The organism is Dysgonomonas termitidis, assembly GCF_054657735.1.
The window spans coordinates 1,205,372-1,227,827 of sequence record NZ_BAAHYD010000002.1; the positions used below are offsets into that span (position 1 = coordinate 1,205,372).

Genomic DNA, 22,456 nt, shown 5'->3' on the forward strand with positions numbered 1-22,456 from the left:
TCTCCCCCCTAGTCTGTCAGTCCGTCCAGCTTGCTGACTGCCTCACGCTTGTTCTTATCTATGACTTTGGCATATATCTGTGTCGTCTTCATATCGGCATGTCCCAATAGCTTACTTACTGTCTCGATAGGAACGCCCAGGGACAGCAAAAGGGTAGCGTTTGTGTGCCTGGCTACATGGAAGGTCACGCGCTTCTTTATCCCTGCCGCCAATACCCAGCTTTTAAGGGCCTGATTTGTAAAGCCGCTGGATGATAAGGGGTAGATGATATCTTCTCCCATAGCGGTTCCCCTTTCCGGGAGGAACTTCAAGGCTTCGTCAGATACCTGTAAGTATTCTTTCTTCTTCGTCTTCTGCTGGGTAAAGCAGATCTGCTTCCTGCCTTCATGGTCGGTCTGGATATCGTCCCATCTCAGGGCCTTGACATCCGAGAAGCGCAACCCGCTGAAACAACTGAACAGGAAGGCTGACTTTACCAGCGGTTTGATACATTCGGTCTTTACCAGCGCCCTGATTTCTTCCAGGCCTAAGTATTCCCTGTCGCTTTCCGGACGTTTGGGACGCTCGAAGCGGGTCATCTTCTTCATCGGGTTATCGGGAATGATACCATCCTGTACCGCACAGTTCAATACAATGGATAAGGCGCGGCTGTAACCGTAACGGCTGCCTTTGGATAACAGGCTGCCTTTAGCGTTTGCCGCAATGCCCCGGCGGCTGGAGAGGTTCTCCGCTGTCAGCAGGTATTCACTGAAGCCGCAGCAATACTCCCTGGTAACTGACCTGAAGGTTAGCCCGTCACCCTTATAAAGGATCAGGTGTTTTATAAGGCTCCTATAAGTATCGCATACCGCTGTCTTGCCCTCCGCTTCTTTACGTTCCGTCAATGCCTGCAAATATTTGATGAAATTCGCCTTTTGTTTCAGTCCCATATTGACAAAGCCGTTTTCCTTACTGGAGAGTTCGTCGATACGTTGCGCCTTGATACGGACGGCCTTGTCAAGCATACGGCGGTTCAGTTCCCTGTCTTCGGGTGTCCTTTCGGGTACAAGGTAAAGTTTGGGGAACTCGTATAAGCGCTTACCGTTCCTGTAGATATCGAAGTAAATGGATTGGCTGCCGCCGGAGAGTTGTTTGAAGCGTATCTTTACCGGCTCCTTTGCTTTGGGTTGTTTCCTGCTGTTTGTCATAAGGATAAATATTAAATTAAAAATTAAACCGGGGGCAAGATACAAACAAGGAACGGTATATCAAAGGAAAATAAGGATTAATTACCTTTTGATATATATGTTTTTAAATAACTAATAATCAGATATTATATAAATACAAGAAACATAATAGTTTACGAAAAACAAACAAGGTAACAATTATAAAAATACATAAGTAACAAACAGGTAACAAATAATGGATAAAAAAGGATTATGTAAATGAAAAATAAAAATCTATTTTTACTCTTATTAACTAGTTTAAATAACTGTATATAAGCGTATTTAGTTTCTTTTATATCCCTTTTATTTTCGTTTGCTTTCTGGGTGAATTTTGATGGTAACTTTTAAGGTAACAAAGGTAACACTTTTTTACTTATTACTTTTTACCCTCATCGTAAGTCCCCTTTGGGGGATTTAGAGGGCCTGTCAATACTTCAAAGAGCTATCGGCTAAAAGCCATATATATAGATAAAGTATTTACCAAAAAACAGATAATTATTATAGGAATAATCCCCCATTCACATTATTTATATAAAAAAGCCGAAAGACAAAATATCGTCTTTCGGCTTCTTGTATTATTACTTACCTGATTTTTATTTATAATCGTCCGGAGTGATAACGATTTCTCCTAACGATTTCTTGTCAGAATCAAGATAAATGTATTTATATGTGATCCCAAAATCTTTTGCAGACTTAAGTTCCGGTGAGTTTTTAAATGCATTTATCATTGTAGCTTTAGTTTCGTCATTTATTACTAATACAGACGGATCGGCTACGCTAAATTCTGTTACCATTGTGTCTCCTCCTTCAATGGTACACTTTTCCATAGTCATGCCGTTTCCCATATCAAGAGGGCATTGTTTGTTGACTATTCCAACTTGTAATTCCAGGTATTTCTTTTTTGCATCGCTACATTGGATAAAGAATGAACATGCAAATACAATAGCAATAATGCTAAGGGTAGTTTTTGTTAAATTTCTCATAAGTTGTATTTATTTATTAATAGTAAGGATGCAAAGATAATATTTATCTTTTAATTTTTGTTAAGGTTTGGTAAAGATAAAAAGAGAGCTGTTAATGACAACTCTCTTTCCTGTATTTTAGCGGTATCTTATTCAGAAACTACTTCGAAAGGAATTTCTACAGAAACTTCTTTGTGAAGCTTAGCTGTTGCTTTGTAAGTACCTACTTCTTTTACCGCATCTTTGATGATGATAACTTTACGGTCTACATTGTAACCTAATTTTTCAAGAGCTTCTGCGATCTGGATATTAGTTACAGAACCGAAGATAGTACCGGTAGAGCTTGTTTTTGCCCCGATAGTAAGTGATACTCCTTCAAGTTTGGCAGCCAAAGCTTCGGCGTCTTTCTTGATTTTCTCAAGTTTGTGAGCGCGTTGCTTCATGTTTTCAGCCAAAACTTTCTTTGCAGACTCTGATGCTATCACAGCTTTACCTTGAGGTATAAGGTAATTACGTCCATAACCGTCTTTCACAGTCACGACTTCATCTTTATATCCTAAGTTAAGGATGTCTTCTTTCAATATAACTTGCATTTCTTTTTCCTCCTTTTTATTATTTCATTAAGTCTGTAACGTAAGGAAGCAAAGCTAAGTGACGGGCTCTTTTTACAGCTTGTGCAACACGACGTTGGAATTTCAGAGATGTTCCGGTAATACGGCGAGGAAGGATTTTTCCCTGTTCGTTAAGGAATTTCTTCAAAAACTCAGGGTCTTTGTAGTCGATATACTTGATACCGTTCTTTTTGAAACGGCAGTACTTCTTTTTCTTGACATCAACTGAAGGCGGAGTCAAATATCTGATTTCTGATTGCTGTGCCATAATTTAGTTCTCCTTTACTTCTTCTTTTTTAGGTGATTTTAGATTTCTTCTCTTTTCTGCGTACTGGTGTGCAAACTTATCCTGGCGGAAAGTCAGGAAGCGGATAACACGTTCGTCGCGGCGGAAGTTGATTTCTAGTTTAGCGATAACAGCCGGATCAGCTTCAAATTCTAACATCGCGTAAAAACCGGTGGATTTCTTCTGGATCGGATAAGCCAGTTTGCGAAGTCCCCAGTTTTCTTCATTTACTATTTTTGCCCCTTCATTGGTCAAAATAGTCTTGAATTTTTCTACCGCTTCCTTCATCTGTACATCAGACAAAACGGGAGTCAAAATGAAAACGGTTTCGTAATTGTTCATAAATTAAATAATTATAAATTAAACATGTCATTTTTGCAAATGAGGTGCAAAGATAGAGCTTTTTATTTATATAACAAATGCTAAAGCTTTAAAAAATCTTTGATAAGCAGACTTCTTATCTTACATTTGTACACAATATAAGAGGAACCGTCAATGGAAAATGAAGAAATACTCAGCTTGGATGGAGATCAGGATCTTATCTTCCCTATCATCAACGGAAAAGTATCGATGGCAATTAACCGTATGATGTACCGCAACCTTCGTAAAGAAGGGCTCGATATTACACCCGAACAATGGACGGTATTAGCTTTTCTTTGGCGTGAAGATGGTGTCACTCAGCAGACCTTATGTAACTCCACATTTAAAGATAAGCCGAGTATGACCCGCCTGATCGATAACCTTGCCAAGCAAAATCTTGTCTACCGTAATGCTTCCACTACGGACCGGCGCTCCAATTATATATTTCTCACTGATCTTGGTAAATCAATAAAAGACAAGGCCAATAAAGCAGTGTATCAGACCATGGATGCTGCTTTGGCGGGAATTGACGAAGACGGGCTTAAGCAGGTGCGCTTCCTGTTGGCGGCTGTTTTCGGCAATATACGGGAGGCCCTGGAGGATTCTAATCGCTATTAGAACCTGATAAATATCTTATTAATCTGTCTCGCAGCTTTCCGGAGACAGGATAGTCAAATTTTCTCGCAAAGAACGTGTCCGAACGGATAATGTCCTCAAAATCCCTTTCGTCCAGATTGGCCGGATATACTCCGTCCCTGTTTTCCCATAACATGAATCTCAGGTTCTTTTTCGCTACCTTTTCTTTGAACGGGGAATTCATCAGTATGGAATGCAACAGGATCTCTTCGGAGCAAAACGTATATTTATAAGTTTCCAAAATATTAGGATACTTATCGAGAAAGCAGAGGAAGTATTTTACCGCCGGAAGTGTCAGAGTCCAATAGGTTGAACCTCCATAGAGGCTGTTTAGTTCGGATGGCAGTTTCCTTTTATAACCCGCAAACTTTTGTATCTGTACAAATGCTTTGATAAATAGGCGATGCCAGCTTTTTGCATTAAAGACCTCATACAGATTGTAATATATAACCCGGTTGAATCCTCCTCCTATCCATGTTTTAATAGGTAGTGGCCTGGCCGAAAGATACTCTGTTCCATAATTCTCTTTCAGATAACCGGATATCTGTTGCGGCGACTTTACAGGGAAGTCCTGTCCTGTGATCAGGTGGACATAATCTATGTCTTTGTCTTTCGCGCATTCCTTCGATAAAAGGAGGATGGCTTTGAGGTGGTCGACGCTACCCCAGTTGACTCTGTATTCCCGCGATACGAGCTTAACGGCAGGCTTCTCTTCCAGCATCTTAATATCAGAACCGGTAATCCGGCTTTTCTTATCTATATGGATATAGAATGAATAGTCTTCATCGAAGAAGTCTACCAGTTCGTTTAATTGCTGTGGATTCTTATATGCTGTTACCAGTATGGCGTGTTTCATTTCTTTAGTTTTTAATAATCAAATCCATATAAACAGGGAGGTGGTCGCTGTATCCTCCCAGATATTTAAATCCTGAATAAGTACGGAACGGCTTCTGTCCGCCATACTTTTTATTATCGTCATGCAAGAGGAATGATGCAGGGTAAACATGTGCTTCTTTCCCTTTTATCGAAATTTTAGAAGAGAGGTTCAATAGGTTCCCGCTTATAATAAACTGGTCTATGAAGTTCCATTTCCCCCTGTATTTATAAGAGCCTGCATTCTTCTCGCCTGAATAATGATAAAACATATTGTATAAGTTTTTGTCCGAAACCGGGGATTTGATGCTATGTGCGCCAAGGCTTTCAGATAGACTTATATCATTCGGATAGTCATTGAAGTCGCCCATAATAATGATATTCGCTTTCTTCCGTATGCGGAAAAGGCTGTCGGTCTTCTGTCTCAATAGTTCTGCACACCGTATGCGGTCGGGTCTTGTCCTTTTGATCCCTTCGCGCCGTGAAGGGAAGTGGCAAACGAATATATCCAGTATTTCATCATTGATGACTCTCCCTGTAACATGAAGTATATCCCGTGTCGTTTTCATTGGGTCCGATTGCAGGGTGGGAGTATAAGACCTTTTGCTTATTATCTTTATCTGGTCCCTTTGATAGAGCAGGGCAGTGTTCGAACCTCTGTTGTCTTTGGAGTTGGTTATTATATATTCATACTTATGTTTCCTCAGTCCGGCTCTTTTGGTAAGGTCGAACAGTACAGAGTCGTTTTCTACTTCGCATATGCCGACTAACGCAGGCGGATATTTATCGCCGGCAGATGCTATGACCGTGCCTATATCATTTAGCTTCTTCCAATACCGGCGGTTTGTCCAGTGCAATTGACCGCTTGGAGTGAGATCGTCATCGTTTGTTCCCGGATTGTCTTTTATGTCGTACATATTCTCTACATTGTAGAACATGATACGGAAATTTTCCTGGGCATTTGCCTGTATGCTGATTATCAGCAGCAATATAATGCCTTGCAGTATCTTCCGGAATTTATTTAATCTGCTCATAACAACCAATATCGGGGGAATCCTGACGGGATTTACCCCGCAAGTCGAAAGGCAGACCCCTGGAATATGTTTTATCAGCTTTATCTATGGCCGGAGATGATTCCTGTAACTCAAAGTTGTATGAATAGATACCTTCCGTATTTAAGTCTTTGAATAGAGGGTCTTTATTCCATATTATATTTTCAAAGTGCGAGTCTGAAATCTCCGTGCCTTTTATCAGGCAGTTTATGAACTGATGATTGTAGACTGCGTCAGCGTTTCTATTCATTAAGAATTCTCTGTTCAATGAACCGTAAACGATAGAGTTCATAAAATCACATTGAACTAACGGCATCTCCTTGCTGTTGCTTATTACCAGGCCCTCCGTCGTCCTTGCCGACCATCTGAAATAACTGGCGATCGTACAATGCAGGAATGAATATTTTCCCCCGTTGAGATTAAGTGCGGCGCCTTTCGAGTTGACAAGCAGGCAGTTCCCGCCGTCAATATTGCTGTTTGTGGCTAATATCCCGTATTCCAATGTGTTTTGTACAATTGCATTCAATAAGGTTGCTTTTTTGTACCGGATGTCTGACGCATAGAATGTTATGCCTTTTGTGGCATTCCGTATATTTATGTTTTCAAGTTGGTTGTTGTAACTTTCGGAATAGAAATACACGCCGTCCCATTGTCCCGGGACATTGTCGTAAGGTATATCTGCTTCAATCTTGTCAAAGCGGTCTCCCCTGAAAATGACAGGCTTTTCTATTGTCCCGCTGGCTATCAGCGTACCGTGTATCCGGATAGAAGCATTATTCCTCAAAAAGACTTTGGTGCCTTCAGCCATTGTAGCCGTAACCCCTTTGTCGATCACGATGGAATCATATACAAGAAGCGGTTTTTTGCCTGTAATTACAGAGTCTTGGGTAATCCGTTCGCCTTTCCATATATAGACATCCTGTCCTACAGCTTCCAGTTGCAGGTACTGGATATTTCCGTTTGTTTCGAATCTGATAGAATCGCGTATTAACAACGGATTTTCATTATTCGTAGGATTCACAGTAACTTCTATGAATCCAAAAAGACTGTCCTTTTTCAGTATTTCTACATTTGAGAGCTTCGTCCCTTTTTCTCCGTCGATATTCATTCTGAATCCGCTTTTTGCTGGGTTCATCAATTCTATCGAGCCTATCACGAGCGATCTGCTGTTCTTATTATATATTTTAAACTGCCGTGTCGCAGAGCCGATAGTAGTAAATACGGTATCGAAACTGATTGTATCGCTCGAGAATGAGAGGCTCAGGCTCTTGTCGTCCGAAAAATCATCTCTATCTTTACAGGAGCTGAATATCGAAAGGAAAACGGATAATAGAATAATCCCCCTTGCCAGCCTTTTCAAAGGAAACAACAGATAAAGCAGTTTCTTTAATTTGCAATTAGTTCCCGTTATTTTATAACTCATAATTAATGATTTCAGTACTCTGTCATTTTTATCTCGCCATACCAAATTTCAGATGGATGTAAAAGATATATTCTATCGGCCTGCTTCATTTAAAACTCCGGTTTTCTTTTTCAAATACTTCAATACGCAATAAGAGATTATACTTATCAGGCACGCTATAATGAGAAAGTAATTATAGGCTTTCTGATGTTCCACCCATTCTCCGGACAAATCGAAAGCACAGAATATCAGAAACAAGGCGAGCAACCCGTTCTTCTCTTTTTTCAATACTTTTTTCCAGCTAAACGACAATGAAGGTTTTATAAACAGCCCGAAGTCCGGTAAAAAAGCCGGAGTCTTGTCTGCCCATTCACTGTAAACTGTTCCGAATTTCCTACCTAGGAATTGTTCTTCCGCAAACATGATTCTTTCGTAGTAAACCCAGTATAGAAGGCAAAAGGCAATAATAAACCACAGGTTGCCGGTCAGCAGGCATACTCCTAACCACATTAAAAAATTTCCCAGATAAAGCGGATGCCTTACAACAGAATACACGCCGGTGGTATTGAGTGTATCCGCAACTTGCCCGTTGGCAGTGTTCCTGCCCGACGTATTTTCCGGTGTATATCCTACAGTATAAATACGGATACCTAACCCTAACAGACTTATAACCAGACATGCCACCTCATAATATGCTTCGTAAAGAGTTCCTTCGAGTATAAATGTCTCGGGGTATATTTCCGTTTGCAAATATAAGTATGCGCCTATAAACAGGATAATAATGGGTAATATACCCCTATAGCGGAAAAGCCAATTTCCTTGCCGCTCAAATTCTTCTTTCAATGCCATATCACTTTTCTATTGATGTAATTAAATATATAATCATAATTTTACTACCAAATTAGCACTATTGTCCCGGCGAGTATCAATGTTCCGCCGGCAATAGTTTTTATATCTATTGGTTCTTTCAGGAAAATAAATGCCAGCACCATTACAAAAACAATGCTCAATTTATCAATCGGCGCAACTTTCGATACATCGCCTGTCTCCAGAGCCTTAAAATAAAATATCCATGAAAGTCCTGTGGCTAATCCCGACAAAATCAAAAAAACAAGGCTGACTTTACTTAATTCCTTTACATCTTTCAGATGGCCGCTGAAAAAGACAATGCCCCAAGCTAAGAAGAGTACAACTGATGTCCGGATAGCAGTAGCCAGATTCCCATTGATATCTTTTACTCCAACTTTGGCTAAAACGGCTGTGAGCGCAGCAAATATGGCTGATAAAAGAGCATAGTATTTCCACATATTCTTCTTCCCTATATATGTTCGCCGAACCAGAAAGTAAATTCGGTGGATATTATTTTTACAACCATTATAACGAATTTCATGGGGTCCTTATTGTTCCGTTATCGACCTATTTTCATTTTTATGCAAGACATTTCCCTTTGTCAAAGTTATCGGGTGGTTTGCGATTCAACTGCAAACGCCGTCTATAGAACAGGATTGCCCGCTTATGATTTCTCCTTTTCCGGTAGATATGCCGTTTTGTTCCCATTCGGCATATGCTTTGTTCAGCACCTCCAGATAATCTTCAACAGGAATGGAACCCTGCACTATTTGCTTGTTGTTGAATACATAGAAAGGGATGTATTCGAGATCAAGCTCGTTTTCGCTATATTCAATATCCTCTTTTATCTTGTCCAGATATTTATCGCTGTCCAGCATTTCCACAATGGATTTTTCAGTCAGTCCTATTTGTGTACCCAATTTCACCAGAATGCTGTTGTCGCTTATGTCTGCACCTTTCACAAAATAGGCATCGAAGAGTATCTCTTCGGCTTCGGTTGCCAGTCCCGATTCATTTGCCAGCTTCACCAGACGGAGGGCGTCGGATGTATTAGCCACGATAAGATTGTCGTAATCATAATTTAATCCGACTTCTTTTGCCAGTTTAGCCGTATTTGCCATTGTTTCATGGGCTTCATTTATACTTATCTGATATTTATCCGCGAAATATCCGTAGATTTTCGACTCCAGAGCTTCTTTCGGAAGTTCAGGATCTAATTCATAGCTGTGCCAGACAAGTTCTATATTGTCTTTGTGCTGGAAACGGCTCAAAGCCGTTTCCAGTTTTCGTTTGCCTATATAGCAATACGGGCAGGCTATATCCGACCATATGTCTATTTTCATTTTATCCATCTTTTTATCTCTATTTCGTTGATAATTAGTTTTGTAGTTCCTAAAAGGTAACAAAAGTAACAGATATATCAGTTAACAGTAAACAGTGAACTAACTTGTAACTCGTAACTGCCCTAGGGCGAAGTAACTTGTAACTATTAAAAAAGGTAACAAAGGTAACAGTTTTTTTGTTTTTTATTTGTTACTATTTATTATTTCAAAGAGCTGCAAAACAATGCTTTATTGTATAGATAAATATATTTGTTAAACTTAAAAAGTAACAAGGCTATAATAATACAAAGATACTATTAACCTATAATATATTTACTCTTCGGCAGATATGAAATTACTTTTATAATAATATAAGATACCAGAAAAGTACATATAGCCAGTAGAGGGATTTTTATTGCGGCTGTGGAAAAAATATCATCGAAAGCCCAATAGAAGAAATTCAAAACCATTATATGCACAAGGTATATGCCATAACTCATAATGGAAATACTTGTTATTACTTTTTTCAGGATAGTGTCCTTTCTACATTTGATATTCTTTATGACAAGAAATATCCCCAAAGCCATGATTGCCACGTTGATGGTTCCGTAGTTCCATGACAATTCCAGATCCGGAACTAATTCCTCTGTCCCGAGCCGGCTTGCGAAGAGTGAATATGTAACTGTGTAACCTGTTATAATCAAAGACAGTCCGGCGGGCAGGTCCCATTTGCTCTTTGCCGTACAGAATTTTTTGAGATAGAAGCCGAGTATGGCGAATCCGAGAAATCCGGTAAAGTAATATAGCAGGGATGTCGGATTCCAGTAACATTCTCCCAATACCTCGGGGAATACCTGATGTATATAAGGGAGGAGTAATGTGATTGCCCATATAATGAGGTAAAAATGCAGGCCGTTGCGCGATGCATTATTCAGCCAGGGGGATATGACGGGAAAGAACAGGTATAACCCGATCAGCATATAGATATACCATAGGTGACCGACCTCTACCCCATAGTTAACCGGGATTTTGGCTATACTGACAAATATTCCTTCCATATCGGTCTTACCCATAGCGAAAGCATATAGTGCATATAATATACACCATATAATGAACGGTATCAATACACGGGTAAAGCGTTTCTTAAAGAATATATTCATCTGTTCCTTGACAGGCAGGACAAAATAGCCTGTAATTATTATAAACAGGGGTACTGCTGTTCTGAACAGCGAATTATAGATGTTGACCCAGAGCGGACCGTCTCCACTCGCGACGGTTCCTCCGTCCCCAATGTAATAAAATTCACCGGCGTGTACCTGTATTACCATATAGCAGGCTAATACTCTGAGCAAATCGAGACTGAATACCCTATCTCCTTTCATTTTTTTTCTTAATAAGTGTTTTATGTTGGAATTTTCTGTCTTGTTTTAAAGTTCTATTTTTCTAACGCGCCAGTCGGCTTGTATTTGGCTGTACCGATTTGGCTAACGCCGATTTTCAATTCCGCTTCGCTCCAATTCATTTTGCCTTGATGCAAAACGAAACAAAAAATCAAGGCAGCATCCCCCGGCGACCCAAAACCGTAGCTCCGGTGGAGCAAAATAATACGGAATCATCTTTAGCCGGATTATCAGTCAGGTATAGCAGCTACCGTATTTTGCTCTACACCTCCGCTTTACGGATTGGGTGCCCCGCCTGCTGGACGAGGCCGGAATCGCGATGCGACGACAGAACAGAGGCTCTTCAGGCTTTAGTCCTATGTGCATAAGCCTACTCGTAACTTGTAACTGCTCACAGAGCGTTGTAACTTGTAACTAAAAATAGAACAAATAAATCCTTTTATAAAAATGCCGTGCCAATTAAGCATATTACTATCGGCACGGCAAATATTTTATTTCAGATGCTATATATCGAATAGCCTGGTCGGTTTTATTTAGCAGGAATGTTTTTCAGTATTTCAAGTAAGAAAATCCACCATTTTTCAACGGAAGGGATTTCTACCTGTTCTTCCGGCGAATGTGCATTCCGGATTGTAGGTCCGCACGAAATCATGTCCAGATGTGGATACTTTTCCAGAAATAGCCCGCATTCGAGACCGGCATGGATTGCCATTATCTCCGCTTCCTTGTTGAAGAGCTTTTGATAAGCATCTTTAGCTACTGCCAGTACTTTAGAATCCGGATTAGGCCTCCATCCCGGATATCCCGCCGAATGTTCCACCTTAGCTTTCGCCATTGTGAATACAGCATTCACTATATTTCCTGCATCATCCTTCAATGAATTGGTAGAACTTCTCTGGCTTGTAGTTATCAGGATTGTATTTCCTTCTTTCATTTTCACCGAAGCCAGATTTGTAGATGTTTCCACCAGTCCGGGTATTTCAAAACTCATGCCCAGTACGCCATGGGGACAAGCATATAGTGCGTTCAGTAAGTTGTTTGCTGTGTCCTTATCTATAACAAACGATGGAGTGTCGGTAGATTCCACTGTCATTTTCAGGTTTGGATCTATGCTTTTCAACTCAGCTTCGATTTCCGGAGCCAGTGTATTCAATGCCACTATTACCTCTTCCTTTTTATTATAAGGTACTCCTGCTATGGCATATGCTTCGCGGGCAATGGCGTTATGCAGGTTTCCTCCGTTAAATTCTGCGAGGGACAGGCCATATTGCCTGCTGAGAGTCCATAGGTAACGGTTTAGTATTTTGTTTGCATTGCCGAGCCCTTTATGGATTTCCGAACCGGAGTGCCCTCCGTTCAATCCTTTTATCTGAGCTTTAAACCAGAAATAGTTTGAAGGAGTGCTTTCCTGTTTGTATGTAAACGTAGCTGTAGTTATCTTACCACCTGCGCATCCTATATATACTTCACCTTCTTCTTCTGTATCCAGATTGATGAGGATATCCCCATTCAGGAAATCTTTACTTAAAGCATAGGCTCCGGTCAGGCCTGTTTCTTCGTCCACGGTGAACAGGCATTCCAGCTTGCCATGCTCTATTGTATCTGATGAAAGTATTGCCAGTGCTGCTGCAACCCCGATGCCATTGTCGGCACCCAGTGTTGTGTTTTTTGCCTTTAACCAGTCGCCTTCTACGACTGTTTCTATCGGATCATTATCGAAATCATGGACAGTACCGCTGTTTTTCTCACATACCATATCTACATGTCCCTGAAGTATTACGGTCGGAAGATTTTCTTTACCTTTGGTCGCAGGCTTGGTAATAAGCACATTCCCGGCATCGTCTTTCTTTACCTCCAGATTATGCTTTTGAGCAAAATCGAGCAGATAAGCTATAATTTTACCTTCTTTTTTCGATGGGCGCGGGATCTGGCTTATTTCATGAAAATAATTCCACACTGCACCAGGCTTTAAATCTTTTATTGTCATATTCCGTTAAATTTTTTAGTAGATGACTACTCTAATTAGTAATAACATATAAAATTAGAGAGATAACATATAAAAAGCAATTTTTTTACATCTTTTAAAGGTTTCAATATAGCGTTGTTTTAACATAAAGATATATCTTTGCCAAGTCGTTCTCAAAAACAGGTATGGAAATGAGTCCCGTACCCACGGATTTTCTGTTTTAAAAAAGGATTAACTAATGCATTTAAATAAATGAAGAATATCTCTTATGTTATTAACGGTGTACTTGCAGTTGCAATAATCGTATTGTTTATTTTATTTTTTACATCTAATAAGAAAAGCACAGAAGGTGGATCTGCATCCCTGAAATTTGCAGAAGGTGATTCTACAGGCGTTTTGCCTATAGCTTATGTCAATGTTGACTCTTTACTTATCAATTACAATTATGCAAAAGATGCAAATGACGTTTTGATGAAGGAATATAACAATTCTAATGCTACATTGAACAACAAGCAACGTCAATTTGAACAGGAAGTAGCCGATTTCAGAAAGAAAATCGATAACAATGTGTTCCTCAGCCAGGAACGCGCGCAACAGGAACAAGTCCGTATCCAGAAAATGGAGGCTGACCTCCATACTACAGCAGAACGATTGAGAGAAGATTATATGAAAAAACAGGCTAAAGTAAATGCGGAGATAACCGATTCTGTACGTGTCTGCCTGAAAGATTATAATAAAAAGGCTAATTATCAGGTGATCTTTAGTAATACGGGATTGGATAATATCCTGCTTGCAAAAGATTCATACGATATTACAAAAGATGTGATACAATTGCTCAACAGCCGCTACAAACCGGAAGCAGCAAAATAACAGAAATGAAAATATAGAAATAGGATAATTGCCGTAGGGTATTATCCTATTTTTTTATACCTTTTCAGATCTATATAGTCAAAGCTAAATTTAAATATTATGGATTTGTATGGAATTGTAGGGAACCCTTTGGTTCAGTCTTTTTCACCCCGCTTCTTTACCGAGAAGTTTCAGAGGGAGGGTATCGATGCCGAATATGTGAAATTTGAGATACCGGATATTTCCTTATTTCCGGATATTGTCGAGGCACACCCGAATCTTAAGGGAATGAATGTAACCATTCCTTATAAAGAAAAAGTAATTCAATATCTCGATGATCTGGAACCTCAGACAAGGGAACTGGGTGCAGTTAATGTTATAAAATTCATACAGGACGGCGATAAGGTAAAGTTGGTGGGATACAACTCCGATATCATAGGTTTCCGAAATTCTATTGAACCACTGATTGACAAGCGGATTCATAAGAAAGCGTTGATACTGGGTACGGGAGGAGCTTCAAAAGCAGTGGCCGGAGGATTAAAGAATCTGGGACTCGATTTTATATATGTCTCCCGCACACCTAAGGCCGGACAACTGCAATATCAGGATTTGGATAAAGGTATATTTAATGAATATACGGTAATCGTGAATGCATCGCCATTAGGTACATTCCCGAATGTAGATGAAGCGCCGGACATTCCTTATCAGTATCTGACTCCGGATTCCTTGTTGTATGATCTGGTCTACAATCCTGCCGAAACTAAATTTCTGAGACTTGGCAAAGAAAGAGGTACTAAGGTGAAGAACGGTGCGGAGATGCTAGAATTGCAGGCTTTGGCAGCCTGGGATATATGGAATAAATAAATTTCGATTATTGATTTTGTGAAATTGAAAGAAAACAATTAAATTTGGCTCAAAATATAATAATGAAAACAATAAATTTATCGGAACAAAACACTGTATTGAATCGTTTTGTCAGTGAACTGCGCGATGTGGAAATCCAAAAAGACAGCATGCGCTTCAGACGTAATATAGAAAGGATAGGGGAGATCATGGCTTATGAGATAAGTAAGACGTTGAACTATTTTCCTCTGGAAACTGTGACCCCGTTAGGTACTTCGGTCACAAATGTACCATCCGACCCTATTGTGATAGGAACTATCTTGCGTGCCGGACTGGTATATCATCATGGCTTTCTGAACTGTTTCGATCAGGCGGAAAATGCATTTGTTTCAGCGTACAGGAAATACCGGGAAAATCATCAGAGTTTTCATGTGCATATCGAATATATAGCATCACCCCGAATTGAGGATAAAATATTAATTCTCACGGACCCAATGTTAGCGACAGGCGGGAGTATGGATTTGTCATACCAGGCATTGCTGACGAAGGGACAGCCTAAACATATCCATATTGCAACTATTATAGCCAGTAGGCAGGCAATAGGATACTGCGAACAGAATTTCCCGAAGGATAGGACTACTATCTGGGCGGCAGCTATAGATCCTGAATTGAATGAGTATGCATATATTATCCCGGGATTGGGAGATGCAGGTGATTTAGCTTATGGTGAAAAAGAATAAGATAAGGTATTGAAAATAAAAAAGTCCGGAATTTCCGGACTTTCTTATTTATGATATATTGATTAGTTTAATTGTTCCTTTTAGAATAGAGCCATGCGGACTCAAACTTGGGGTTTTCTTTCCTGAAAGTATCGAGGAACGATTCAGCCTCTGTTTTATCGTCGAACGAAGATACATATATCCTGTATCTGTCACCTCCTTCTACAATATTGGCTTTGTTGAAACCATTATTTTTAATTTTTGCGAGCAGATTATTCGCTCTGTCCATTGTGTCTTCTCCTCCGACAATAATATAATAAAGACGGCCGGATTTAGGCCTGGCCGGATTTTCTTCTGTCGTGTTGCCGGTTTGTTCTGTACTATATGCCTGATTGCTCACGTTTTCAACTTCTTTATCTTGATAGTGTGATAATGAACTTGTAATTGTTGATATAAAATCAGCTTTTTGAGAATTTTTATTATTGCTGTCTTTGATACTAACAGGCGTCATAAACAGTGTGATTGCAGCTACGCTGGCGGCAATGGCACCTATAGTGTACTTTAGGGACAGGTTCCTTTTATTCCTGAAGGTTATCTTGTCTATCTCGGCCAGTTGTTTTATACCCATAGGATATAGGCCAAACAGGCCGGGATGTATAATCATAATGTTCTGAACGAAAATAATATTGCCTCCATTGTCGGATGTAAATGAACCCAAATTGCCGAATGGAACCGTTTTGCCATCTTTCAGGCCCATCTTAATAGTTGCGACAAACTCCTTTATTCTTTTACATGCAGCGTTATAGGATATATTCTCATTTTTGGAAATGTATGATGCGATAATACCATCGTTATGATTTAATTCGGGATTGAATACAATACTGTTTTTAGGAGGGTTGATCTCGCCATTGGATAAAAACACGGCCGGTTCCATATTTAAGATGAAGCCACCGAAGTCAGGAATGATAACACAATTATGTATAGGAAGTGAAAATTCCAGGTATGTAAGTATTGTTTTTTCCATATTGCAAATATAAGCATAAGCCGGATATTTTTGTAGTTAAAACTGAAATTTTATTCTTAGGTCTGTCTATTTCGGTTGTGCTCAGTATTTAAGAAAATTTGTAAGTGTTTGCATCTGATAACAAGATTTGAAAAAAGAGTATGGATGAAAAAACCGTAGATTAATATAAAAGCATTAATTTTGTGAAAAAAGTAAACAATGGACACTAAAGATATTATTATTGGTCAGATAGAGAATTCAATTTCCGTGAAAGAGGCGATACTAACCGATATTACTTTGCTGAAAAATATTCAGGATGCGGCCGGAATGATAACGGATGCCTATAAACAAGGTGGAAAAACCCTGTTGGCCGGAAATGGAGGAAGTGCAGCCGATGCCCAGCATATTGCAGGGGAATTTGTAAGTAGATTTTATTTCGACAGGCCGGGTATACCTTCTATTGCTCTTTCTACGGATACTTCTATATTGACGGCTATAGGCAACGATTATGGTTTTGACCGGTTGTTTGAACGTCAGGTGCAGGCTCATGCTCAGGCTGCAGACGTTTTTATTGGAATTACTACCTCCGGTAACTCGGAGAATATAGTGAGAGCATTAATGGCTTGTAAGGAGAAAGGCATTAAGTCTGTTATTCTTACAGGTAAAAGAGGAGGGCGGGTGTCGGAGATTTGCGATATCTGCTTAAAAGTCCCTTCGGATGAGACTCCGCGGATACAAGAATCGCACATACTTATCGGCCATATAATTTGTTGTATTGTGGAAGAGGAACTGTTCGGATATTTAAATAATAAATAATTATTCTGGAATTAATCAGATTTAGGGTGTTTACCGGAAGGCGAAATGTTTGTCGATAATATGCTTGCTTTCAGCTAAAAAATGCCTACATTTGTAACGCAAAAAAAACAGGAGGGGGTCCGGCTGATTGTGGTTGTGGTAAATTCCTGATTTTGTGTGCTCTGGATTTATTTGACCGGATTGGAATCAATATCCTTTTAGGTTTAGGTGACATAGGGCTACCTTATACAAAATTTTTTTTAAAACGACGATAATTATATAGCTCAATTTAGAATTGGAGAATCATAAATTTCCGGAAAAATTAACTCAAATATATGAAAAGACTTATTCTTTATTTATTTACTTTTTTGATTTCGATTTGTTCCCTTTTTGCTCAAATGTCAGATGATCAGGTGATCAGTTATGTCAAGTCCGAAATGGATAAGGGTACGTCACAACAAACAATAGCGGCTGGACTCTTAAAAAGAGGTGTATCTCAAGCCCAATTAGAGAGGATAAAAGACGAGCAGAACCAAACGAGGTTAAAAGTTGCTCCGGGAGTTATAGATGACGGTTCAAAATTAAGGACGGATGTATTAGATGAGACAATGGCCAATGAACCTGCCGTTGATAATAAGCGACGGATATTTGGAAAGGATATATTTAATAAGAAAAATTTATCTTTTACCCCGAATGTTAATATTCCCACCCCGGAAGATTATAAACTCGGCCCTGGGGACGAGGTCGTGATTGATATTTGGGGCGCATCCCAAGCATCTGTGAGGCAGACTATATCCCCGGAAGGAAGTATAAGGGTTGATAGACTGGGGCCTGTTTATTTAAATGGAATGACGATAAAAGAAGCAAATGATTATGTTCAGCAAAAGTTTTCCGGGCTATATTCAGGGATAGGTGATTATGAAGGTGCTTCACAGATAAAACTTACTTTAGGGCAAATACGTACGATCCAAATAAATATAATGGGTGAAGTATCAGTTCCAGGTACTTATTCCATGTCTTCATTGTCGTCTGTTTTTCATGCGTTATATAATGCCGGAGGTATAAATGAAATAGGTTCATTAAGGTTAATTCAATTATACCGTAAGGGTAAATTGATTAAAACTATCGATATATATAAATATCTGTTGGATGGTGATTCGAGTGGTGATATACGGTTAAATGATGGGGATATTATTATTGTTCCGCCATATATATCACTGGTTGAAATAACAGGTAAGGTGAAGCGTCCGATGTATTATGAAATGACTTCGCAGGAAACATTAGCAGATTTAATTAAGTATTCGGGAGGTTTTGTAGGTGATGCATACCGGGATGAGGCTGGATTAGTACGGAAAACCGGAGGTTACGATAAAGTGTTTACATTGGCATCTGATAATTTTAAAAATTTTATCCTTGATGATGGTGATCAAGTTACAATTCATGCCGGATTAAATCTGTATGAAAACAGAGTGGAAGTACAAGGCGCTGTTTATCGGTCTGGTTACTATGAGATTGGTAAAGACATAAAGACTGTGAAGGATTTGATAGAAAAAGCCGGTGGCCTCAAAGATGATGCGTTTTTAAGCAGGGCTATATTGACGCGGGAAAAGGCTGATTTAACAATAGAGAATTTATCAATTAACTTAAGTTCGCTTCTTAAAGGTACTGTCAGCGATATAGTCTTAAGGAAAAATGATGTTTTATTTGTAGCAACGAAAGATGTTGTTACTGATTTAGGAAACTTTGCTATATATGGAAATGTTTCGAATCCAGGTTCATATAAATATGCAGATAATACAACAATTGAAGATCTTATAGTCCGGGCTGGAGGATTATTAGGGTCAGCATCTATGGCTAAAGTTGATGTTGCCCGTAGAATAGTAGATCCCATGAGTACAGAAAGTCAATCTGTGATTGCAGAAACATTTACTTTTAGTATAAAAGATGGTTTAATTGCGGATGGAGTATCTAATTTTACTTTGATGCCATATGACCAGGTGTATGTGCGTAGAAGTCCGGGATATATTGAACAGCGTAATATCGTGCTTCAGGGGGAAGTATTGTTTCCCGGGACATATGCCCTTAAAGAAAAGACCGAGAGAGTTTCCGATGTGATAAAACGAGCAGGGGATCTGACTCCGCATGCTTATTCCCGGGGAGCAAAATTGGTGAGGGAAAAGTCCCAGAGAGAAATAGAAAATCAGAGAAAATCCTTAAAAATGCTTTCCGAAAGCGGAGCAAAAGATTCTATCTCCAGCGATTTAATGGAAATCGATAAGTATTATACTATAGGAATTGAGTTAGATAAAGCAATTGCAAATCCTAGATCTGAATATGACCTGGTATTACAGCTCGGAGATATGTTGCTGATACCGGAATATGATAATACCGTGAAGATTAATGGATCTGTCATGTATCCGAATACTGTATTATATAAAAAAGGAGAAAAGGTTTCATATTATATCGATCAGGCGGGAGGTTATAACGATGTTGCTCAGAAGAAAAGGGCTTATATTGTTTATATGAATGGTACGGTAGCAAAGGTTAAAGGCTCAAGTAAAGATGTGATTCAGCCGGGTTGTGCGATAATAGTTCCATCCAAAGAACAGAAGCAAAAAATGACTTTAGCTGAAACGATCAGCATTGGTACCAGTATAACTTCGATGGCCTCAGTTGTAGCTTTATTGATTAATGCATTGACTAAATAAGGGATGGAAGAGAAGCAAAACAATATAGCAGAAGAAAAAGAAATAGATTTGCTTGCATTAGCTAATAAAATATGGGCAAATAGGAAGTTTATATTAAAGGCCTTAGGTGTCGGATTGGTTATAGGTCTTATTGTAGCATTTAGTATTCCGAAGGAATATACGACGACGGTAATTTTAACTCCGGAGTCTAAATCTACAACATCCGGAAATATGGGATCATTAGCAGCATTGGCAGGGATAAACCTGAATAGTGCTGCTGGTCAGGATGCTTTAGCTTCTCCGGAATTATATCCAAGCGTTATCAGTTCCACTCCTTTTTTAAGAGGACTGCTGGATATACAGGTAACAGATTCAAAGATGGGTATTGATACAACTTTATATAGCTATATAAATGATTACCAGTCTGCGGCATGGTGGGGTTATATCCTAAAGGCGCCCGGATTACTAAAAGGATTATTTTCATCGGAAAAGATCGATATGAATGATAGTAATTCTAATAGCCGTATTATATCTGAAGAGGAACAAAAGATATTAAATAACTTGACTGATAGGCTGACTATAAGCTCTGATAAAAAGACAGGGGTAACGACAATTGAGGTAATGATGCAAAGCCCTGAGATTTCGGCATATCTAGCCGATACGGTAACGTCTTATCTTCAGTCTTATATAATTGATTACCGGACTCAGAAAGCACGGAAAGATTTAGCGTATTCAGAAAAGTTATATGAGGAGTCCAAGGCCGATTATTATAAGACTCAAGCAACTCTGGCCGCATATGTCGATGGGAATATGAATGTTGTATCTGCCAAATATAGAACTACACAGGAAAGGCTTCAAAATGAGGCTAGTTTAGCATATACAGTTTATAATCAGATGGCTCAGCAATTACAGATGGCTAAAGTAAAAGTGCAGGATACTACTCCGGTATTTACAGTGATACAGCCGGCGGTGGAGCCTTTGTTTCCGGCTAAACCGTCGAAGAAGTTGATTTTGATGGGATTTATATTTATTGGTACTATTAGTGCTATTGTTTGGGTGCTGAGAGAGGATATGAAACGTTTTTTAATAAACTGAAAACATGATTAATATATTAGATTGCACTTTGCGGGATGGGGGATATTATACTAATTGGGATTTTGAAAATTCTTTAGTTGATCAATATATACACGCGGCAAATATATTGCCTATTGATTATTTAGAAGTTGGTTATAGGAATAATATCTCAAAATCCTATTTGGGAAAATATGCATATTCTCCAATTTACGAACTGGAGAGGTTAAGATCTAGAAGTCAAAAGAAACTAGCTATAATGTTAAACGAAAAAGATACAAAACTTGGAGATCTTTTTCATCTAACGGAACCTATAAAAGGCTTAGTTGACATGATAAGAATTGCTGTTGACCCGGTAAATATTGAAAGAGCAGTAAAACTAGCAGAAGCGATAAAATTGCAAGGATACGAGGTTGGTTTTAATGTAATGTATATGTCTAGATGGGGGCAGATAGAAAATTTTTATAGCAATCTTTTTAATTTAAATCGAGATACTATTGACCTTTTATGTATGGTTGATTCTTTTGGAGGAATAGCACCAGTAGAAGTTGCAGAATCTATAGATCGAATAAAAGAGAGAATTGATATTCCATTGGGTTTTCATGGGCATAATAATTTAGAATTGGCATTGGTAAATACGTTGACTGCAATAGAAAAAGGGGTTGATTTTGTAGATTCTACTATTTTAGGAATGGGAAGGGGAGCCGGTAATCTTAAAACAGAGTTATTATTAACCTACTTATCGAAATATTATAACCTCACTGTTGATTTCAATGTGATGGGTTCTTTAATAACGACATTTGGTCCATTACATGAAAGATACAGATGGGGAACAAATCTGCCTTATATGATTTCAGGAGCAAATTCTATACCCCAAAAGGAAGTGATGGAATGGGTTGGAAATAGAATTTATTCGTTTAATAGTATAATAAGGGCTTTGGATAATAAGAAAGAGTGCCAGATTGATAATAAGAAGTATCCTATTTTTAAGGATATAGCCTATTCTGATGTCCTGATAATTGGAGGTGGAAGTGGCTCAGTCGAACATTTAGATGGAATCATTCAATTTATTAAGACAAGACCAAATATCGCAATTATACATGCGACATCCAGGAATGCATTATATTATAAAAATATAGAAGCGCCACAATATTTTTGTTTGGTTGGAAGTGAAGGAGAACGTTTAAAAAAAATATTTAATAGCGATATAAGTTCTATAAGAAAGTGTGTTTTACCACCTTATCCTCGTATAATGGGTACAGATGTACCTTTGAGTGTAGAGGATCGAACCTTTGAACTGGAATCTATAACATTTACGGACCTATACAAAGATTCTTGTACATCTTTAGCCTTGGAAGTGGCTTTACAAATGATGCCTAAGAATATTTATATAGTAGGTTATGATGGTTATCCGAATGGATTGACTCAAAGAGAAAGAGAATTATCTAATGAGAATGAATATTTATTTAACGTTTTTACTGAAACTTGTAACATAAAATTAACCTCATTAACACCATCATTATATACAGACTTGATTGTAGAATCTATTTATCAAAAAATCTAAT

At 38.8% G+C, this 22,456-nt stretch carries 23 protein-coding genes; 9 read left to right on the forward strand and 14 right to left on the reverse strand.

Annotated elements, in window-relative coordinates; translation table 11 throughout:
* Nucleotides 1-8 precede the first annotated feature (8 nt).
* The 5 genes from ACYQ3L_RS08930 to rpsF form a co-directional block, all read right to left on the reverse strand.
* A complete protein-coding gene (locus tag ACYQ3L_RS08930) occupies nt 9-1,187 on the reverse strand; it encodes a tyrosine-type recombinase/integrase (protein ID WP_379998549.1) in 1,179 nt (392 codons plus the stop codon).
* Between the two features lie 611 nt (nt 1,188-1,798).
* The gene (locus ACYQ3L_RS08935; RefSeq protein ID WP_379998551.1) at nt 1,799-2,188 is read right to left on the reverse strand and encodes a hypothetical protein; all 390 of its coding nucleotides are present in this window, start codon (nt 2,186-2,188) and stop codon (nt 1,799-1,801) included.
* Between the two features lie 128 nt (nt 2,189-2,316).
* A complete protein-coding gene (gene rplI / locus ACYQ3L_RS08940; RefSeq protein WP_379998553.1) occupies nt 2,317-2,760 on the reverse strand; it encodes a 50S ribosomal protein L9 in 444 nt (147 codons plus the stop codon).
* A gap of 19 nt (nt 2,761-2,779) precedes the next feature.
* A complete protein-coding gene (gene rpsR / locus ACYQ3L_RS08945) occupies nt 2,780-3,049 on the reverse strand; it encodes a 30S ribosomal protein S18 (RefSeq protein ID WP_183305946.1) in 270 nt (89 codons plus the stop codon).
* Nucleotides 3,050-3,406: a 30S ribosomal protein S6 gene (gene rpsF / locus ACYQ3L_RS08950; protein WP_006798739.1), complete on the reverse strand. Its 357-nt coding sequence runs from the start codon at nt 3,404-3,406 to the stop codon at nt 3,050-3,052.
* A 153-nt stretch (nt 3,407-3,559) separates the two neighbouring features.
* Between rpsF and ACYQ3L_RS08955 the strand changes: the two genes are divergently transcribed.
* A complete protein-coding gene (locus tag ACYQ3L_RS08955) occupies nt 3,560-4,042 on the forward strand; it encodes a MarR family winged helix-turn-helix transcriptional regulator (protein WP_379998555.1) in 483 nt (160 codons plus the stop codon).
* Here ACYQ3L_RS08955 and ACYQ3L_RS08960 read toward each other — a convergent pair.
* The 7 genes from ACYQ3L_RS08960 to ACYQ3L_RS08990 form a co-directional block, all read right to left on the reverse strand.
* Nucleotides 4,029-4,916 carry a beta-1,6-N-acetylglucosaminyltransferase gene (locus tag ACYQ3L_RS08960; RefSeq protein WP_379998557.1) on the reverse strand — a complete coding sequence of 296 codons (888 nt, stop codon included), beginning with the start codon at nt 4,914-4,916 and terminating at the stop codon, nt 4,029-4,031. The genes ACYQ3L_RS08955 and ACYQ3L_RS08960 overlap by 14 nt on opposite strands.
* Nucleotides 4,917-4,920: 4 nt before the next feature.
* On the reverse strand, nt 4,921-5,967 hold the full coding sequence (locus tag ACYQ3L_RS08965) for an endonuclease/exonuclease/phosphatase family protein (protein ID WP_379998560.1): 1,047 nt from the start codon (nt 5,965-5,967) through the stop codon (nt 4,921-4,923).
* Nucleotides 5,951-7,408 (reverse strand): choice-of-anchor Q domain-containing protein, encoded by a 1,458-nt coding sequence (locus ACYQ3L_RS08970; protein WP_379998562.1) that lies wholly within the window; start codon nt 7,406-7,408, stop codon nt 5,951-5,953. Before ACYQ3L_RS08970 ends, ACYQ3L_RS08965 begins: the two co-directional genes overlap by 17 nt.
* Nucleotides 7,409-7,480: 72 nt before the next feature.
* A complete protein-coding gene (locus ACYQ3L_RS08975) occupies nt 7,481-8,236 on the reverse strand; it encodes a methyltransferase family protein (RefSeq protein ID WP_379998564.1) in 756 nt (251 codons plus the stop codon).
* 44 nt (nt 8,237-8,280) lie between these two features.
* Nucleotides 8,281-8,694 (reverse strand): EamA family transporter, encoded by a 414-nt coding sequence (locus ACYQ3L_RS08980; RefSeq protein ID WP_379998566.1) that lies wholly within the window; start codon nt 8,692-8,694, stop codon nt 8,281-8,283.
* Nucleotides 8,695-8,862: 168 nt separating this feature from the next.
* On the reverse strand, nt 8,863-9,579 hold the full coding sequence (locus tag ACYQ3L_RS08985) for a DsbA family oxidoreductase (protein ID WP_379998568.1): 717 nt from the start codon (nt 9,577-9,579) through the stop codon (nt 8,863-8,865).
* Between the two features lie 296 nt (nt 9,580-9,875).
* Nucleotides 9,876-10,940 carry an acyltransferase gene (locus ACYQ3L_RS08990; protein WP_379998570.1) on the reverse strand — a complete coding sequence of 355 codons (1,065 nt, stop codon included), beginning with the start codon at nt 10,938-10,940 and terminating at the stop codon, nt 9,876-9,878.
* A gap of 149 nt (nt 10,941-11,089) precedes the next feature.
* On the opposite strand from ACYQ3L_RS08990, the gene ACYQ3L_RS08995 reads away from it, so the two are divergent.
* Nucleotides 11,090-11,326 (forward strand): hypothetical protein, encoded by a 237-nt coding sequence (locus tag ACYQ3L_RS08995; RefSeq protein ID WP_379998572.1) that lies wholly within the window; start codon nt 11,090-11,092, stop codon nt 11,324-11,326.
* Between the two features lie 161 nt (nt 11,327-11,487).
* Here ACYQ3L_RS08995 and ACYQ3L_RS09000 read toward each other — a convergent pair whose 3' ends face one another.
* The gene (locus ACYQ3L_RS09000) at nt 11,488-12,945 is read right to left on the reverse strand and encodes an aminoacyl-histidine dipeptidase (protein ID WP_379998574.1); all 1,458 of its coding nucleotides are present in this window, start codon (nt 12,943-12,945) and stop codon (nt 11,488-11,490) included.
* A 231-nt stretch (nt 12,946-13,176) separates the two neighbouring features.
* Here ACYQ3L_RS09000 and ACYQ3L_RS09005 point away from each other — a divergent pair, with 231 nt between their 5' ends.
* The 3 genes from ACYQ3L_RS09005 to upp all read left to right on the forward strand — a co-directional run bounded on the left by ACYQ3L_RS09005 (nt 13,177) and on the right by upp (nt 15,356).
* Entirely contained in the window at nt 13,177-13,794 is a 618-nt protein-coding gene (locus tag ACYQ3L_RS09005) for an OmpH/Skp family outer membrane protein (protein WP_379998576.1), read from the forward strand.
* Between the two features lie 99 nt (nt 13,795-13,893).
* Nucleotides 13,894-14,637: a shikimate dehydrogenase family protein gene (locus tag ACYQ3L_RS09010; protein WP_379998578.1), complete on the forward strand. Its 744-nt coding sequence runs from the start codon at nt 13,894-13,896 to the stop codon at nt 14,635-14,637.
* 62 nt (nt 14,638-14,699) lie between these two features.
* Nucleotides 14,700-15,356, forward strand: coding sequence for a uracil phosphoribosyltransferase (gene upp / locus ACYQ3L_RS09015; protein WP_379998580.1), 657 nt, complete (start codon nt 14,700-14,702; stop codon nt 15,354-15,356).
* Nucleotides 15,357-15,423: 67 nt separating this feature from the next.
* Here upp and ACYQ3L_RS09020 read toward each other — a convergent pair whose 3' ends face one another.
* The gene (locus tag ACYQ3L_RS09020) at nt 15,424-16,359 is read right to left on the reverse strand and encodes an HU domain-containing protein (protein WP_379998582.1); all 936 of its coding nucleotides are present in this window, start codon (nt 16,357-16,359) and stop codon (nt 15,424-15,426) included.
* A gap of 198 nt (nt 16,360-16,557) precedes the next feature.
* Here ACYQ3L_RS09020 and ACYQ3L_RS09025 point away from each other — a divergent pair, with 198 nt between their 5' ends.
* The 4 genes from ACYQ3L_RS09025 to ACYQ3L_RS09040 all read left to right on the forward strand — a co-directional run bounded on the left by ACYQ3L_RS09025 (nt 16,558) and on the right by ACYQ3L_RS09040 (nt 22,455).
* Nucleotides 16,558-17,154 (forward strand): D-sedoheptulose-7-phosphate isomerase, encoded by a 597-nt coding sequence (locus ACYQ3L_RS09025; protein WP_379998584.1) that lies wholly within the window; start codon nt 16,558-16,560, stop codon nt 17,152-17,154.
* Nucleotides 17,155-17,468: 314 nt separating this feature from the next.
* Complete coding sequence (locus ACYQ3L_RS09030) at nt 17,469-19,841, forward strand: SLBB domain-containing protein (protein ID WP_379998586.1); 2,373 nt, start codon at nt 17,469-17,471, stop codon at nt 19,839-19,841.
* A 3-nt stretch (nt 19,842-19,844) separates the two neighbouring features.
* Nucleotides 19,845-20,915 (forward strand): Wzz/FepE/Etk N-terminal domain-containing protein, encoded by a 1,071-nt coding sequence (locus ACYQ3L_RS09035; protein ID WP_379998588.1) that lies wholly within the window; start codon nt 19,845-19,847, stop codon nt 20,913-20,915.
* Between the two features lie 4 nt (nt 20,916-20,919).
* Entirely contained in the window at nt 20,920-22,455 is a 1,536-nt protein-coding gene (locus ACYQ3L_RS09040; protein ID WP_379998590.1) for an aldolase catalytic domain-containing protein, read from the forward strand.
* Nucleotide 22,456: the final 1 nt, after the last annotated feature.

What these genes read in the sequence shown, in the direction of transcription:
- ACYQ3L_RS08975 (WP_379998564.1), bottom strand. Translation starts at nt 8,236, where the DNA reads ATGGCATTGAAAGAAGAATTTGAGCGGCAAGGAAATTGGCTTTTCCGC.
- ACYQ3L_RS08955 (WP_379998555.1), top strand. Translation starts at nt 3,560, where the DNA reads ATGGAAAATGAAGAAATACTCAGCTTGGATGGAGATCAGGATCTTATC.
- ACYQ3L_RS08985 (WP_379998568.1), bottom strand. Translation starts at nt 9,579, where the DNA reads ATGAAAATAGACATATGGTCGGATATAGCCTGCCCGTATTGCTATATA.
- rpsF (WP_006798739.1), bottom strand. Translation starts at nt 3,406, where the DNA reads ATGAACAATTACGAAACCGTTTTCATTTTGACTCCCGTTTTGTCTGAT.
- ACYQ3L_RS08935 (WP_379998551.1), bottom strand. Translation starts at nt 2,188, where the DNA reads ATGAGAAATTTAACAAAAACTACCCTTAGCATTATTGCTATTGTATTT.
- ACYQ3L_RS08980 (WP_379998566.1), bottom strand. Translation starts at nt 8,694, where the DNA reads ATGTGGAAATACTATGCTCTTTTATCAGCCATATTTGCTGCGCTCACA.
- rplI (WP_379998553.1), bottom strand. Translation starts at nt 2,760, where the DNA reads ATGCAAGTTATATTGAAAGAAGACATCCTTAACTTAGGATATAAAGAT.
- ACYQ3L_RS09040 (WP_379998590.1), top strand. Translation starts at nt 20,920, where the DNA reads ATGATTAATATATTAGATTGCACTTTGCGGGATGGGGGATATTATACT.
- ACYQ3L_RS08995 (WP_379998572.1), top strand. Translation starts at nt 11,090, where the DNA reads ATGCAAAACGAAACAAAAAATCAAGGCAGCATCCCCCGGCGACCCAAA.
- ACYQ3L_RS08960 (WP_379998557.1), bottom strand. Translation starts at nt 4,916, where the DNA reads ATGAAACACGCCATACTGGTAACAGCATATAAGAATCCACAGCAATTA.
- ACYQ3L_RS09030 (WP_379998586.1), top strand. Translation starts at nt 17,469, where the DNA reads ATGAAAAGACTTATTCTTTATTTATTTACTTTTTTGATTTCGATTTGT.
- ACYQ3L_RS09035 (WP_379998588.1), top strand. Translation starts at nt 19,845, where the DNA reads ATGGAAGAGAAGCAAAACAATATAGCAGAAGAAAAAGAAATAGATTTG.
- ACYQ3L_RS09020 (WP_379998582.1), bottom strand. Translation starts at nt 16,359, where the DNA reads ATGGAAAAAACAATACTTACATACCTGGAATTTTCACTTCCTATACAT.
- ACYQ3L_RS08990 (WP_379998570.1), bottom strand. Translation starts at nt 10,940, where the DNA reads ATGAAAGGAGATAGGGTATTCAGTCTCGATTTGCTCAGAGTATTAGCC.
- ACYQ3L_RS09000 (WP_379998574.1), bottom strand. Translation starts at nt 12,945, where the DNA reads ATGACAATAAAAGATTTAAAGCCTGGTGCAGTGTGGAATTATTTTCAT.
- ACYQ3L_RS09005 (WP_379998576.1), top strand. Translation starts at nt 13,177, where the DNA reads ATGAAGAATATCTCTTATGTTATTAACGGTGTACTTGCAGTTGCAATA.
- upp (WP_379998580.1), top strand. Translation starts at nt 14,700, where the DNA reads ATGAAAACAATAAATTTATCGGAACAAAACACTGTATTGAATCGTTTT.
- ACYQ3L_RS08930 (WP_379998549.1), bottom strand. Translation starts at nt 1,187, where the DNA reads ATGACAAACAGCAGGAAACAACCCAAAGCAAAGGAGCCGGTAAAGATA.
- ACYQ3L_RS08965 (WP_379998560.1), bottom strand. Translation starts at nt 5,967, where the DNA reads ATGAGCAGATTAAATAAATTCCGGAAGATACTGCAAGGCATTATATTG.
- ACYQ3L_RS09025 (WP_379998584.1), top strand. Translation starts at nt 16,558, where the DNA reads ATGGACACTAAAGATATTATTATTGGTCAGATAGAGAATTCAATTTCC.
- ACYQ3L_RS09010 (WP_379998578.1), top strand. Translation starts at nt 13,894, where the DNA reads ATGGATTTGTATGGAATTGTAGGGAACCCTTTGGTTCAGTCTTTTTCA.
- ACYQ3L_RS08970 (WP_379998562.1), bottom strand. Translation starts at nt 7,408, where the DNA reads ATGAGTTATAAAATAACGGGAACTAATTGCAAATTAAAGAAACTGCTT.